Raw genomic sequence first — 11,999 nt, forward strand, 5'->3', positions numbered from 1 at the left:
CTTGTCTGGCATTAGGGCTGCTGGCCGCCGATTTTCTGACCGATCCAAGCTTCATAGCACTTCACGACGGCAGAGAGATCCTCATCGCCATAGCCTTCGCTGGCACCAGCTTGAAACAGGCTCTTGGCCAGGTTCAGCATGGGCGACGGCATCCCGACGCCATCGGTGAGCGAGGAGGCCAGCTTCAGGTCTTTGAGCATGAGGGCCAGCGAGAATTGATTGCTGAAATCGCCTTCGATGATTTTGCGTCCCTTCAGCTCGGCCGCTTTGCTGCCTGCCGATCCCAGCTGCACGAGCTCCAGGAAGTTGTCTGCCGGTATGCCTGATTTCGCGGCGATGGCGAAGCCTTCGGCCAGTGCCAGGTTGTTAATGCCCACAATCGTATTGTGCGCGAGCTTGGCCACGGCGCCGCTTCCGTTAGGCCCCATGTGAATGACCTTTTTGCCCAGGGTGTCAAAAACGTCGGCTTGCGCTTCGATGACGGCGGCATCACCGCCAACCATGAAGACCAAGGTGCCATCAATCGCTGCAGGCTTGCTGCCGGTTACCGGGGCATCCAGGAAGGAGGCGCCGAGGCCGGAAACGGCGGAGGCAATTTCCTTAACCAGGCTTTCGGAGATCGTGCTGCAGTCAATGACGGTCATCCCGCTCGTCAGGGAGCCAAGCAGGCCGTTCTCTCCGTAGAATACATCCCGGATGGATTGGTCGTTACTTACCATCGTAATGACAAGATCTTGCCCTTCGGCGGCTTCCCGAGGCGTCTCCGCGATGGAGGCTCCCTGTTCGGCGAGCGGACGGCATTTCTCGTGGGTGCGGTTATATACCGTTACATCGTAATCCTGCTTTAACAGATTGGAGGCCATGGGAGCGCCCATGGTGCCCAGTCCGATAAACCCGATTTTTTTCATAGTCTATATCACCTTCGATTATGGATTCCTGATCCACTCTATCTTAGCACGGGTTCCCGAAACGAAGCCAGTCTTTGCAGGGAATGGAAGGGAGAAGGAGTCCCGCGCATGAAGAATAGATGACAGTTGGCCCGTGAAACTTGCGGTCTTTATTAAATTAAAGTATCCTATTTCTAAATTCACAGGAGGTTTAAGGCATGTCTAAAAAAATCAAGTTTGATTACAGTAAAGCACTGACCTTTGTCAATCAGCATGAAGTTGATTATTTCGCTGAGCCGATCCGCACAGCTCATGAACAGTTACATAACGGTACGGGAGCCGGCTCCGATTATTTGGGCTGGATCGACCTGCCGACTCAGTACGATAAAGAGGAATTCTCCCGCATCCAGAAAGCGGCCGCCAAAATCCAAAGCGACTCGGACGTTCTGATCGTAATCGGAATCGGAGGCTCCTACCTGGGAGCGCGCGCAGCCATCGAAATGCTGTCGCATTCGTTCTATAACGAGCTGTCGAAGGACCAGCGCAAGACGCCGGAAATCTACTTTGCGGGCAACAACATCAGCTCCACGTATGTTTCGCATCTGCTTCAGTTGATCGAAGGCAAAGACTTCTCCGTCAACGTCATCTCCAAATCCGGCACAACGACGGAGCCGGCCATCGCTTTCCGTATTTTCCGTGCGGAGCTGGAGAAGAAATACGGCAAGGAAGAAGCGCGTAAACGCATTTACGCTACGACGGATCAAGCGAAGGGCGCCCTCAAGAAGCTGGCAACCGAGGAAGGCTACGAATCCTTTATCATTCCTGACGACGTGGGCGGACGTTATTCCGTGCTGACCGCAGTAGGTCTGCTTCCGATCGCGACGGCAGGCATCAATATCGAAGAGATGATGCAGGGCGCGGCTGACGCCTCCAAGGAGTACAGCAGCCCGAACGTTGCCGAGAACGAGGCTTACCAATACGCAGCGGTTCGCAACGCGCTTTACCGTAAAGGCAAAGGCATCGAGATCCTGGTGAACTATGAGCCTTCCCTGCATTTTGTATCGGAATGGTGGAAGCAGCTGTACGGCGAGAGCGAAGGGAAGGATTATAAGGGGATTTACCCGGCATCCGTCGATTTCTCTACCGATCTGCACTCCATGGGTCAATTCATCCAGGAAGGCAGCCGCAACATCTTCGAAACGGTCATTCAGGTGGAGAACGTATCCGAGCATATTACGATCGAATCGGATCCGGACGATCTGGACGGATTGAACTTCCTGACCGGGAAAACATTGGATTTTGTCAACAAAAAGGCGTTCCAAGGCACCATGCTGGCCCATACAGACGGACAAGTTCCGAATTTGATTGTGACAATTCCAGATTTCACTCCCTATTCGTTCGGATATCTGGTATACTTTTTCGAAAAGGCCTGCGGTATCAGCGGCTATCTGTTGGGTGTCAACCCGTTTGACCAACCGGGCGTAGAGGCGTACAAGAAAAATATGTTCGCGCTGCTCGGCAAACCTGGGTACGAGAAAGAGAAGGCCGAATTGGAAGCTAGACTTTCCGAATAACCCGACACTTTCATTGGATTAGACGCAAGACGCTGAAGGAAGCAGTCCGCTGGCATATCATTGCCGTGGACTGCTTTCTTGGCAATATAGAGGTGGTTGTTGTTTCATGCTGGATCGTTACAAAACGGTGCGTCAGGCGGGCTCCAAGGAGATCGTCATCAAGAAATCGCGTTTCATCGGGCATGTGATGCCGGTAGAGACCGAAGAGGAAGCCGTCGCTTTTATTGAAGAGATCAAGAAAAAACATTGGAATGCTACGCACAATTGTTCCGCTTACATGATTGGCGAGCGGGATGAGATTCAGAAGCAATCGGATGACGGGGAACCGAGTGGAACGGCCGGCAAGCCGATTCTCGAGGTGATCCGCAATCAGGGGCGGAAGAATGTAGCTATCGTGGTCACGCGTTATTTTGGGGGCATTATGTTGGGTGCGGGCGGGTTAATCCGGGCGTACACCGACGGAGCCGTGGCTGCGATCGAGTCAGGCGAACCGATTACAAGGGTTCTTCACCGGGAGATTTTCGTGGAGCTGGATTATACCTGGCTGGGTAAGGTGGAGAACGAGCTTCGTAACCGGAACGTACGCATGGGAGAGACAAATTTTGCCGACACGGTGACTTTGACCTGCTTGCCGCTCGATGGTGATGCGGAGAGCTTTATGACTTGGATGGTGGATTTGACACAGGGGCAGTCCTTGATCACGGAGGGAGAGCGGCTTTATTTTATTGAAGGGGAATAAAATAATATGGCAAGAAGAGCAGTCGAACGCGAGTTGTCGAGAGAGCGGATACTGGAAGCAGCCAGGCATTTGTTCATAACCAAAGGATACAGGGCCATTTCGATGCGAAGCATCGGACAGCATTTGGGTTATAGCCACGGCTCCTTGTATTATCACTTTAAGGAAAAGGCGGAGCTATTCTACGCCATTGTCATGAAGGACTTTAATGATCTAAATGATTTGCTGTTGGAGGTCTCGGTAAAGCCTCCCTGTGACGGGGTATCGAAGCTGGAGCAGCTGATGCTGGAATTCGTTCGTTTCGGTCTGGATAATCCTTACCAGTACGAAATCATGTTCATGATCCGGGACGAAGAGCTGCTGTCCTACTGTCGCTCTGAGCAGGGACGCTGTTTTGAAATGTTTGCTATGCTGGTGCGTCAGTATTTGCTGGAGGAGAATTACAGTGAGGAAGAACGGCGAACCGTTCCGCTGACTTTGTTTTTGTCGCTGCATGGATTTATATCATATTATATTCAGGACAGAATCGGTTTTGATGAGATTAAACCAGCCGCTCTTACCCATATCAAAGTGTTATGCCGGAGTCTGTACAGCAGGGTCTGATGTTTACATGCTGCCAAGACGTGCAGCTTGACACTTCAATCCGTTACAACGGCCTAGCGTTGAAACGTCAATCACCTAATGAACCATAAAACAGACAGGTCCGCGCTCCCTTGCATGCACCTGTCTGCTTTTTGTGCTTTTATTTCATTCGCTTGACTGTCGGCATCCGTTGCCGGTTTTATCCTTCCATGATCTTCACATGATATTGGCGCTGCCTCGGCCCGTCGAATTCGCAGAAGTAAATCCCCTGCCAGCGTCCAAGAAGCAGGTGCCCGTTCTGAATGATCACGGTCTGCGAAGGGCCGCAGGTGATCGATTTAAGGTGGGAGGCCGTGTTGCCCTCCGCATGGCGATACTTGGGATGATTCCATGGATAGACCTCATCCAAAGACATCAGCACGTCCCGTTTCACATCGGGATCGGCGTTTTCGTTGATGGCGATTCCCGCCGTCGTATGCGGACAATAAATCAGGACCGTTCCTTGCTGGACTCCGCTTTGTTTCACAAAAGAGTGGATCTCCCTTGTAATATCCCTCATCTCATCGCGTCCTTGCGTAGCCAATTCACCGGTATACAGCATCTCAATAACCTCCTCAACTTTTTCCATTTCTTTTATTTTACCCGATAAAGTGCAAAAGATGGATTGACGATCGGATTCAGCTTTTGGTAAAGTATGTGTAAAGTAAAACCAAGTATACAAATAGGAAATATAAAGATGGTTTGTGGAGGAGTCGACCGGAATGCCATCCGGAGGCGGGAGGGATACGAGATGACAACATGGATTCGTCATAAAGGTTGGACTTGGGGTTTTCGAAGCACTGTACTGCTTTATTTTCTTGCCTTGATCGTACTGCCGATCTTTGGGGTGTATGTGCAATCATTCTCTGCGGGATGGGGCCATTTTGCGGAAAGCGTAATGGATCCGATCGCCTGGAAGGCCGTGCTGCTTACCATTAAACTGGGCCTAATCTCTACTTTCATCAACGTGCTTATCGGAACGATGATTGCTTGGGTGCTCATACGGTATCGATTTCCGGGAAGGACGCTGCTGAACAGTCTGGTGGATCTGCCCTTTGCGCTGCCGACGGCCGTTGGCGGCTTGATGATTTTGCTGCTGCTTGGGCCGGGGAGCCTGCTTGGAGGCCTGGCGGAGAAGCTCGGCTTTGAAATTGTGTTCCATCAGCCCGCGATCGTGGTCGCCATGCTGTTTGTCACGTTCCCGTTTGTAATCCGGGCGGTTCAGCCGCTGCTGGAAGAGCTGGATCCGCTGGAGGAAGAGGCCGCCTATACGATGGGCGCTTCCAGAACGAGAACCTTTTTTAAAGTTATCCTGCCCTCGATGCTGCCGGGAATTATCAGCGGAGGGATGCTGGCCTTCTCGAGGGCATTGGCTGAATTCGGCGCCGTTGTCCTGGTGGCCGGCAACATTCCAGGCAGGACGCTGATCGCTTCGGTATTTATTTTTGGCGAGGTGGAGAGCGATAATCCGGCCGGAGCGGCTGCCGTATCGATTCTGCTACTTACGCTCTCCTTCATCATCCTCTGGGTGATCAATGCCGTGCAGCAGAGGGGGAGACGAGCTTGAAACGATTATGGATCGGACTTACGTATGCCGTATTTGTCATTCTGCTGATCATTCCCCTGTCCCGAATCGCGATCGGTGCGTTCGATAAGGGGCTGGACGGGTTTGCGGAGGGTCTGTTCAGGCCGGAAGCCCTGCATGCCCTGATGATGACGGGCCTGATTGTGGTATTCGTTACTTTTTTGAATGCGTTGTTTGGCATCATGATGGCGCTGTATCTGGTGCGGGCAAATTGGCTCAGCCGAAAGATCAAGGGCATTCTGAACAGCATTGTCGATCTGCCTTACGCTGTTTCGCCGGTCATCGGCGGATTGATGATTGTGCTGCTGCTGGGACCCGACAGCATCATCGGCGGTTTTTTTGAAGGGATCGGGTTTAAGGTGGTGTATGCGTTCCCCGGCATGGTGATTGCGACGCTCTTCGTCACGTTCCCGCTGATGGTTCGCGAGGTGATGCCCGTCCTGCAGGAGATCGGAAACGATCAGGAGCAGGCGGCATCGACGCTTGGGGCTTACGGGTGGACCACGTTCGTGAAAGTAACGTGGCCCTCCATCCGGTGGGCCGTCGTATACGGCCTGGTGCTCACGGTAGCCCGTTCATTGGGCGAGTTCGGCGCCGTACTGGTGGTCTCCGGCAACATTATGAACAAAACCCAGACGGCGACGACGCTTGTGTATCAGGACGTGGAGAATTTCAACGTGGCTGCGGCGAATGGAGTGGCGCTGGTACTGGCCGCCTTCTCCGTAGGTCTCTTGCTGCTGATGGAATGGGCCAAAAAAAGAAAGGATGTGCATTGATATGCATGTGGAAGTTCGCGATTTGAACAAGCATTTCGGTACGTTTCACGCCGTCAAGAATGTCAGCTTCGAGATTGAAAAGGGACATCTGATCGGGCTTTTGGGGCCCAGCGGAGGCGGTAAAACCTCCATCCTGCGCATGCTGGCCGGGCTTGAGAATCCGGATTCCGGACAAATCTCCTTTCATGGCCAAGTGGTCAATGACCTGCCGCCTCAGGAGCGCGGCATCGGCTTTGTGTTCCAGAACTATGCCTTGTTTAAGCATATGACCGTGTTTGACAACATCGCTTTCGGCTTGAAGGTGAAGAAGGCCGCCAAGGCCAAAATCAAAGACCGGGTGATGGAGCTGGTGGAACTGACGGGCTTGAAAGGCTTCGAGAGCCGCTACCCGCACCAGTTATCGGGCGGACAGCGCCAGCGCGTAGCCTTTGCCAGAGCGCTTGCGCCCGAGCCGCAGCTGCTCTTATTGGATGAACCGTTCGCCGCGATTGATGCGAAGATCCGCCAAGAGCTGCGCTCCTGGCTTCGCGAGCTGATCGAGCGGGTCGGCATCACGTCGATTTTTGTTACGCATGACCAGGATGAGGCGATTGAAGTCGCGGACGAAATCATGATCATTAATCAGGGGCGCGTCGAGCAGAAGGGGACGCCTTGGGATATTTACAAGGAGCCGAAGACGCCGTTTGTCGCTTCCTTCATAGGCGAGTCTACCGTCATTTCTAGCGCTGCCGAGCTGAAGGGATTTGAGGCAGCCGCTAACAAGAATGCGACGCGCGCATTAATTCGCCCGGAATATATCGAGATTGGAAGCGAGCATGATTTCAGCGTGCTGTCCGCCACGGAGACGGGGATCGTCCGCCATCTGCATTTCCGCGGCAGCGAGTGGCTGGTGGAGGTGGAGGTCAAGGGACATAAACTGATCACCTACCGGTCGCTGGAGAAGGAAACGCTGCAACCGGGCCAAGAGGTCCGCGTCCTCGTTCACCGGGCATACCTCTTTAACGACGAGCACAGCTGGATCGAGGAAAATCGCCTGAAGGTCGATCCGATGCCGATTATGATCTGATGATGCTAAAATAACGAAGGGAAGTGGATTCATGCGGATCTTGAATATGAAACGAACCTCATTCCTGCAAGTGGGCATGGCGCTTCTCTTCAGTTTGCTTATCGCAGGATGTGCCGATGATCAGCCCGTCAATGAAGATGCGGTGTCGCAGCCGGGCGAGCGAACGATCGTGCTGGGCGCGTACAGCGTGGCCAGGGATGCGTTGTCCGAGATTATCCCCGCTTTTCAAACCGAGTGGAAGGCACAGACGGGAGAAACCATTCGTTTTCAGGAATCCTACGAGGCCTCCGGAACACAGGCGCGCGCCATTACGGGCGGGTTTGAAGCTGACGTCACGCTGCTTGCCATGGAAGGGGATGTCGATAAACTCGTCAGGGCAGGACTCGTCGACAAGGAGTGGAAATCCCAGCCGTATAACGGCATGGTGACACGCTCGATTGTCGTTCTCGGTACCCGCGCTGGAAATCCGAAAGGGATACGGGATTTCGACGATCTGACCCGTTCGGACGTCAAGGTGCTGTATCCGAATCCAAAGACTTCGGGCGGAGCGCAGTGGGACATCAACGCGATATACGGCGCCGGCCTGAAACAATCGGAAGAGAATGGAACGCGTGATCCTGCCGAAGCGAAAGCCTTCCTTGAAGCGGTTCACCGCAATGTGGAGTCGCTCGATAAAAGCGGGCGGGCTTCGATGGCGGCATTTGAATACGGGGTCGGGGATGTGATCGTTACGTATGAGAACGAGCTGCTTGCCCGGATTGCCCAAGGCGTCCAGTATGACATTGTTGTACCGCAGCATACGATGCTGATCGAGAATCCGGCCGCAGTCGTGGAGCGGTTTGCTAAGAAACACGGCACTGAGGATGTATCGGCGGCTTTTGTGGAGTACTTGCGTACGCCGGAAGCGCAGAACATCTTCGTGAAGCATGGCTTCCGTCCCGTCGAGGAATCGGTGTTTGAACAGACGAAGGAGCGGTTTGTCAACCCGCCGGGGCTATTCGATATCGAGTATCTGGGCGGATGGGACCAGGTGCGCGAGACGCTGTATTCGAAGCGAGGGGTTTGGTATCAGGTGCTGGCAGGGCTGTGATGCCTGGTGGAATATGGAGCGATTAATAGGTTCATGAGGGTTCGTCGCGTGCTGAGTTGCGTTTCATACATGGCCCGTCGGCGACAAAAAAGAGATAAAGCGAGCCGTTCAGGATACCTATCCTGACTGGCTCGCTTATTTGTACGTACAGAACATTAGCAGTCGTCTGAATGACGCCTCCTATTTTGCAAATATGCCACGTATACAGATTATTCCGTACCATCTGGCTCTATAACGGTTGCTTTGCGCGCTTCCCATTCTTCTCGCAGAATGCCCATGCGAATGGAGTCGTAATAGACGCCGTCGTAATACCGGCACTTTCGCATACGGCCTTCGAGCTGCATGCCCACCTTTTCCGCACAGCGCATCATTCGCGGATTGCCGGACCAGGTCGTAATGCCGACACGGGCGATGGTGAGATTTTGGAACAGGCAATCTACCCACAATGACAGTGCTTCCGTACCGTACCCGCCGCTCCAACGGCCCGGGTCATAAATCAGGATGCCGGCTTCCAGCCAGCGCGAGGCCTCATGCTCCCAATAGAACGTGACGATGCCAATCGTTGTGCCCTCGACTTCGATGAGCAGATCGCTCGGAAATTGATCGGTTTCGAAGTCGGCATTCCACTGCGTTTCAAAAATTTCGTAGGAAATCTGCTTGAGCGGAAAATAGGGGGCGTCGTATTTTTTCCATTCCGGGTTCTTCGTGCCATAGATCAGATTATATAGAACAGGGGTATCCTCGGGTTTCCTGGATCGCAGCGTCACTTTGTTGCCTTCAAGACGAATTTTTTGCATATGTGGAAATTCCTTTCGCTCTGCATGTCTTTTTAGGTATGTTGCTGGAACTATCTATTCATTGTAGCGGTGATGAAGTGGATTGCCAACTGAATTTGGATAAATGATCCTTTATATGAAACATTAGGAGTGTTGATTCCGTCAATAGCAGATAGATCAAAAATCTGGCATTGAAGGGGGACAAGGTAATGCGGAAAAAAAAGATACTCACAGGCCTATGTTTGCTTGTTGGGCTTACCGCCTGTGCTCAGGACAGCGGGATCCAGCCAGTGGAATCGCAGGGCATTGCGCATAAGCAGACCCAAGTGAAGGAATTGTCGGCGCAGGAACGCAAAGAGGTATTAGGCAAGGTCGATGCCGGCATGGTGAAAGCGCAGAATGATTTTGGTTTACGGTTGCACCAGACGTTATCGGATAACCCTGAGTACACGAGCGATAACCTGATTATTTCTCCATACAGCATCACGCAGGCCTTGGCACTGGCTTATAACGGGACTGCGGGCGATACGGCTGCCGAGATGGCCGATATGCTGGGCTGGAGGGGCATGAATGATGCAGGCATCAATGAAGGCAACCGCCAGCTGCGCTCCTTGCTGGAGAATGGAGGCGGCGTTGTGCTGAACGTGGCCAATTCCGTTTGGCACCGGCCAGGCCTTAAGCTGAAGGAGGCTTATGCGGAAGCCGTAAAGGACAGTTACGGCGCGGAGGTCAGGGAGACGGACCTTCAGCAGGAGGACGCGATGCATGCAATTAACCAATGGGTGAAAGACAAAACCAGTGGCATGATCCCTAAGATATATCATGAGCCGCCAGGCGGCGTTGCGGTCCTGATCAATGCCATATATTTCAACGGCGGGTGGACGGATGAATTTGATCCGGCAAATACCGTGGATGAAGAATTTACGCGATCTGACGGCACCATTCAACAAGTCCCTATGATGAAGAGGGAAGATAGATACAGCTATAAAGAAGGAGAGTCCTGGCAGGCCATCCGAATTCCATATGGAGATGGCCGCATGCACATGCTGGTCATCCTGCCGAAGGAATCCTCCACGATCGATAAGCTGCATCGGCAGCTGTGGAAGGATGCCTCTGTCTGGAAAGGCGATTACTCGTTCGAAACGGTTCAGCTCAGTCTGCCCAAGTTTAAGGCGGAGCAGAGCTTCGAGCTTCCGGATGCCCTTAAGAGCCTTGGCATGGTCAAGGCATTCGACGCGGCCGAGGCTGATTTTAGCAAAATGGCCGAACAAGGAGATGGATTTTGGATCGATCATGTCACACACCAGACGATTGTCGATGTCAGCGAAAAAGGGACAAAGGCCGCAGCTGTTACAGCGGTGGGAATAACGGAAAGCGCCGAGCCTACCGAGCCGATCGCCATGAAGATCAACCGCCCTTTTTTCTTTGCCATTGAAGATCGGGACACGGGTGCATGGTTATTTATGGGGTCTGTTTTGAAACCGTAGCATATACTATACCAACATGCGCCTGCCATAATTTTCACCCAAAAATAGGCAACTTTGTTATAATGGTCGAATAAGACTAAAATGTATAACAAAGGGAGAATAGGATGTGCCTATGACCATACCGAAGCCGAATTTATTCATAGGTTCTTCCAGAGAGGCCATTAAGTATGCAAGGGCGATCCACGAACAGATCAAACGCTCCGCCCAAGTGACGCCTTGGTACGGGGGTACGTTCGGGGCGAATATGTATACGATGGAAGCTTTGGAGAAGCAGCTGGCGTCCAGTGATTTTGGTGTGTTCGTCTTTTCTCCGGATGATGTGGCGCTCATTCGAGGCAAACATGTATTTGTTACCCGCGACAACACGTTGTTTGAGATGGGGCTGTACTGGGGAAGGCTCGGACGGCGAAGGGTATACTGCATCATTCCGGATCAGGTAGAGGCAGACAGCAGTTCCGTTCAAGACGTGATCGTTAAGGATTATCACCTACTCTCCGACCTGCAGGGCATTACGCTGCTCGAATACGAGCTTCGAAGCGACGATGATTACAAATCTGCCGTCGATGTCGCCTGCGGGCATATTCTGAGCGCGATCGAAACTGAAGGATTCTATAACAACCCGAGCACATTGATTGAACAGAAGGATGCGGAGCTGAGACGCAAACAAAGCGTGCTGCATTTTTTCTGGGAATATAACCGAAACGTGCATGTGAGCGATGAAGCGGAAAAATATCATGCACTGAGTGAAGCCGTCCGAAACTCCTTGCTCCCGCCGGCTGCAGGGGATTTCCGGGTGACCGGCGCAGCCTTTTGGGGACGAAGGGATGAGGGCATTGCCCAAATTGGGGGTAATGTAGGTAAAGGACGGTATTTCCCGTTCGATGGGAAAAAGGATCATTCGCCAAGCAACCAGTCGATTTACGTGATCGATGTCTATAATAGTGGAAAATGGGCATTTTATCACGAAGAGGAAGTTGCGCAGGTGTATGTGTTCTGCTATCCTTTAGGTGTAAATCATGTATTGTCCGTGCATTTTACGGGACATGAGATTCTTACGGATGAAGATCTCGCGGAGGTTGTGGAACAGAATCGTGAGCTGCTTCGTACCATCAGGCATTTAGTTGGAGGGGATTCGTCGTGAGCAGGAATGAGAAGAAGAGAACGTCAGGTCATCCGCAGGGGTCCGCCAATGGCAGCAGCTGGGTGGTTCGGGGGCCCGTACCGATGATGAGTACGCTGAAATCCCGGAAGCGCTCGGTCAGACGCTCAAGCAAGAGCAGTGTATATGTCGGTCCTTCCGTGGAAGGTGTGGATAAGAAGTACGTCAAGGTCATCAGCGGAGCTGTTGACGATAATAAGCCCTCGTTTGCTTAATGAATTGCTATCATAAACGTATCGTAT

Annotated in this window: 13 protein-coding genes; 10 read left to right on the forward strand and 3 right to left on the reverse strand. The window is 52.5% G+C overall.

Annotated features, from left to right (window positions below; translation table 11 throughout):
• Positions 1 to 11: 11 nt before the first annotated feature.
• Complete coding sequence (locus tag BMX45_RS06530) at positions 12 to 908, reverse strand: NAD(P)-dependent oxidoreductase (protein WP_090909016.1); 897 nt, start codon at positions 906 to 908, stop codon at positions 12 to 14.
• Between the two features lie 197 nt (positions 909 to 1,105).
• On the opposite strand from BMX45_RS06530, the gene BMX45_RS06535 reads away from it, so the two are divergent.
• From BMX45_RS06535 to BMX45_RS06545, 3 genes are all read left to right on the forward strand, one after another.
• Complete coding sequence (locus BMX45_RS06535; RefSeq protein ID WP_009589268.1) at positions 1,106 to 2,461, forward strand: glucose-6-phosphate isomerase; 1,356 nt, start codon at positions 1,106 to 1,108, stop codon at positions 2,459 to 2,461.
• Positions 2,462 to 2,567: 106 nt separating this feature from the next.
• A complete protein-coding gene (locus tag BMX45_RS06540; protein ID WP_009589243.1) occupies positions 2,568 to 3,200 on the forward strand; it encodes a YigZ family protein in 633 nt (210 codons plus the stop codon).
• Between the two features lie 6 nt (positions 3,201 to 3,206).
• Positions 3,207 to 3,800: a TetR/AcrR family transcriptional regulator gene (locus BMX45_RS06545; protein ID WP_015737204.1), complete on the forward strand. Its 594-nt coding sequence runs from the start codon at positions 3,207 to 3,209 to the stop codon at positions 3,798 to 3,800.
• A gap of 178 nt (positions 3,801 to 3,978) precedes the next feature.
• Here the strand turns inward: BMX45_RS06545 and BMX45_RS06550 are convergent, their stop codons facing one another.
• Positions 3,979 to 4,380, reverse strand: a complete 402-nt coding sequence (locus BMX45_RS06550; RefSeq protein ID WP_015737203.1) for a secondary thiamine-phosphate synthase enzyme YjbQ — start codon at positions 4,378 to 4,380, stop codon at positions 3,979 to 3,981.
• Between the two features lie 189 nt (positions 4,381 to 4,569).
• Between BMX45_RS06550 and cysT the strand changes: the two genes are divergently transcribed.
• From cysT to BMX45_RS06570, 4 genes are read left to right on the forward strand one after another with little or no spacing between them, the layout of a single operon-like run.
• The gene (cysT, locus tag BMX45_RS06555; protein ID WP_015737202.1) at positions 4,570 to 5,385 is read left to right on the forward strand and encodes a sulfate ABC transporter permease subunit CysT; all 816 of its coding nucleotides are present in this window, start codon (positions 4,570 to 4,572) and stop codon (positions 5,383 to 5,385) included.
• Positions 5,382 to 6,179: a sulfate ABC transporter permease subunit gene (locus BMX45_RS06560; RefSeq protein WP_090909017.1), complete on the forward strand. Its 798-nt coding sequence runs from the start codon at positions 5,382 to 5,384 to the stop codon at positions 6,177 to 6,179. The genes cysT and BMX45_RS06560 overlap by 4 nt, the downstream gene beginning before the upstream one ends.
• A 1-nt stretch (position 6,180) precedes the next feature.
• Positions 6,181 to 7,245 carry a sulfate/molybdate ABC transporter ATP-binding protein gene (locus BMX45_RS06565; RefSeq protein ID WP_015737200.1) on the forward strand — a complete coding sequence of 355 codons (1,065 nt, stop codon included), beginning with the start codon at positions 6,181 to 6,183 and terminating at the stop codon, positions 7,243 to 7,245.
• 31 nt (positions 7,246 to 7,276) lie between these two features.
• Positions 7,277 to 8,335 (forward strand): sulfate ABC transporter substrate-binding protein, encoded by a 1,059-nt coding sequence (locus BMX45_RS06570; RefSeq protein WP_090909018.1) that lies wholly within the window; start codon positions 7,277 to 7,279, stop codon positions 8,333 to 8,335.
• 209 nt (positions 8,336 to 8,544) lie between these two features.
• Here BMX45_RS06570 and BMX45_RS06575 read toward each other — a convergent pair whose 3' ends face one another.
• Entirely contained in the window at positions 8,545 to 9,132 is a 588-nt protein-coding gene (locus BMX45_RS06575; protein WP_090909019.1) for a GNAT family N-acetyltransferase, read from the reverse strand.
• Between the two features lie 188 nt (positions 9,133 to 9,320).
• Here BMX45_RS06575 and BMX45_RS06580 point away from each other — a divergent pair, with 188 nt between their 5' ends.
• The 3 genes from BMX45_RS06580 to BMX45_RS06590 all read left to right on the forward strand — a co-directional run bounded on the left by BMX45_RS06580 (position 9,321) and on the right by BMX45_RS06590 (position 11,972).
• Positions 9,321 to 10,598: a serpin family protein gene (locus tag BMX45_RS06580; protein WP_090909020.1), complete on the forward strand. Its 1,278-nt coding sequence runs from the start codon at positions 9,321 to 9,323 to the stop codon at positions 10,596 to 10,598.
• Positions 10,599 to 10,710: 112 nt separating this feature from the next.
• Positions 10,711 to 11,739, forward strand: coding sequence for a TIR domain-containing protein (locus tag BMX45_RS06585; RefSeq protein ID WP_015737196.1), 1,029 nt, complete (start codon positions 10,711 to 10,713; stop codon positions 11,737 to 11,739).
• A complete protein-coding gene (locus BMX45_RS06590) occupies positions 11,736 to 11,972 on the forward strand; it encodes a hypothetical protein (RefSeq protein ID WP_009589256.1) in 237 nt (78 codons plus the stop codon). Before BMX45_RS06585 ends, BMX45_RS06590 begins: the two co-directional genes overlap by 4 nt.
• Positions 11,973 to 11,999: the final 27 nt, after the last annotated feature.

The sequence above is a fragment of the Paenibacillus sp. cl141a genome, assembly GCF_900109305.1.
Classification (GTDB): Bacteria; Bacillota; Bacilli; order Paenibacillales; family Paenibacillaceae; genus Paenibacillus_AQ; species Paenibacillus_AQ lautus_A.

Excerpts from the sequence above, each read along its gene's own strand:
- BMX45_RS06580 (WP_090909020.1), top strand. The coding sequence starts at position 9,321 with ATGCGGAAAAAAAAGATACTCACAGGCCTATGTTTGCTTGTTGGGCTT.
- BMX45_RS06575 (WP_090909019.1), bottom strand. The coding sequence starts at position 9,132 with ATGCAAAAAATTCGTCTTGAAGGCAACAAAGTGACGCTGCGATCCAGG.
- BMX45_RS06570 (WP_090909018.1), top strand. The coding sequence starts at position 7,277 with ATGCGGATCTTGAATATGAAACGAACCTCATTCCTGCAAGTGGGCATG.
- cysT (WP_015737202.1), top strand. The coding sequence starts at position 4,570 with ATGACAACATGGATTCGTCATAAAGGTTGGACTTGGGGTTTTCGAAGC.
- BMX45_RS06535 (WP_009589268.1), top strand. The coding sequence starts at position 1,106 with ATGTCTAAAAAAATCAAGTTTGATTACAGTAAAGCACTGACCTTTGTC.
- BMX45_RS06550 (WP_015737203.1), bottom strand. The coding sequence starts at position 4,380 with ATGCTGTATACCGGTGAATTGGCTACGCAAGGACGCGATGAGATGAGG.
- BMX45_RS06545 (WP_015737204.1), top strand. The coding sequence starts at position 3,207 with ATGGCAAGAAGAGCAGTCGAACGCGAGTTGTCGAGAGAGCGGATACTG.
- BMX45_RS06585 (WP_015737196.1), top strand. The coding sequence starts at position 10,711 with ATGACCATACCGAAGCCGAATTTATTCATAGGTTCTTCCAGAGAGGCC.
- BMX45_RS06565 (WP_015737200.1), top strand. The coding sequence starts at position 6,181 with ATGCATGTGGAAGTTCGCGATTTGAACAAGCATTTCGGTACGTTTCAC.
- BMX45_RS06530 (WP_090909016.1), bottom strand. The coding sequence starts at position 908 with ATGAAAAAAATCGGGTTTATCGGACTGGGCACCATGGGCGCTCCCATG.
- BMX45_RS06540 (WP_009589243.1), top strand. The coding sequence starts at position 2,568 with ATGCTGGATCGTTACAAAACGGTGCGTCAGGCGGGCTCCAAGGAGATC.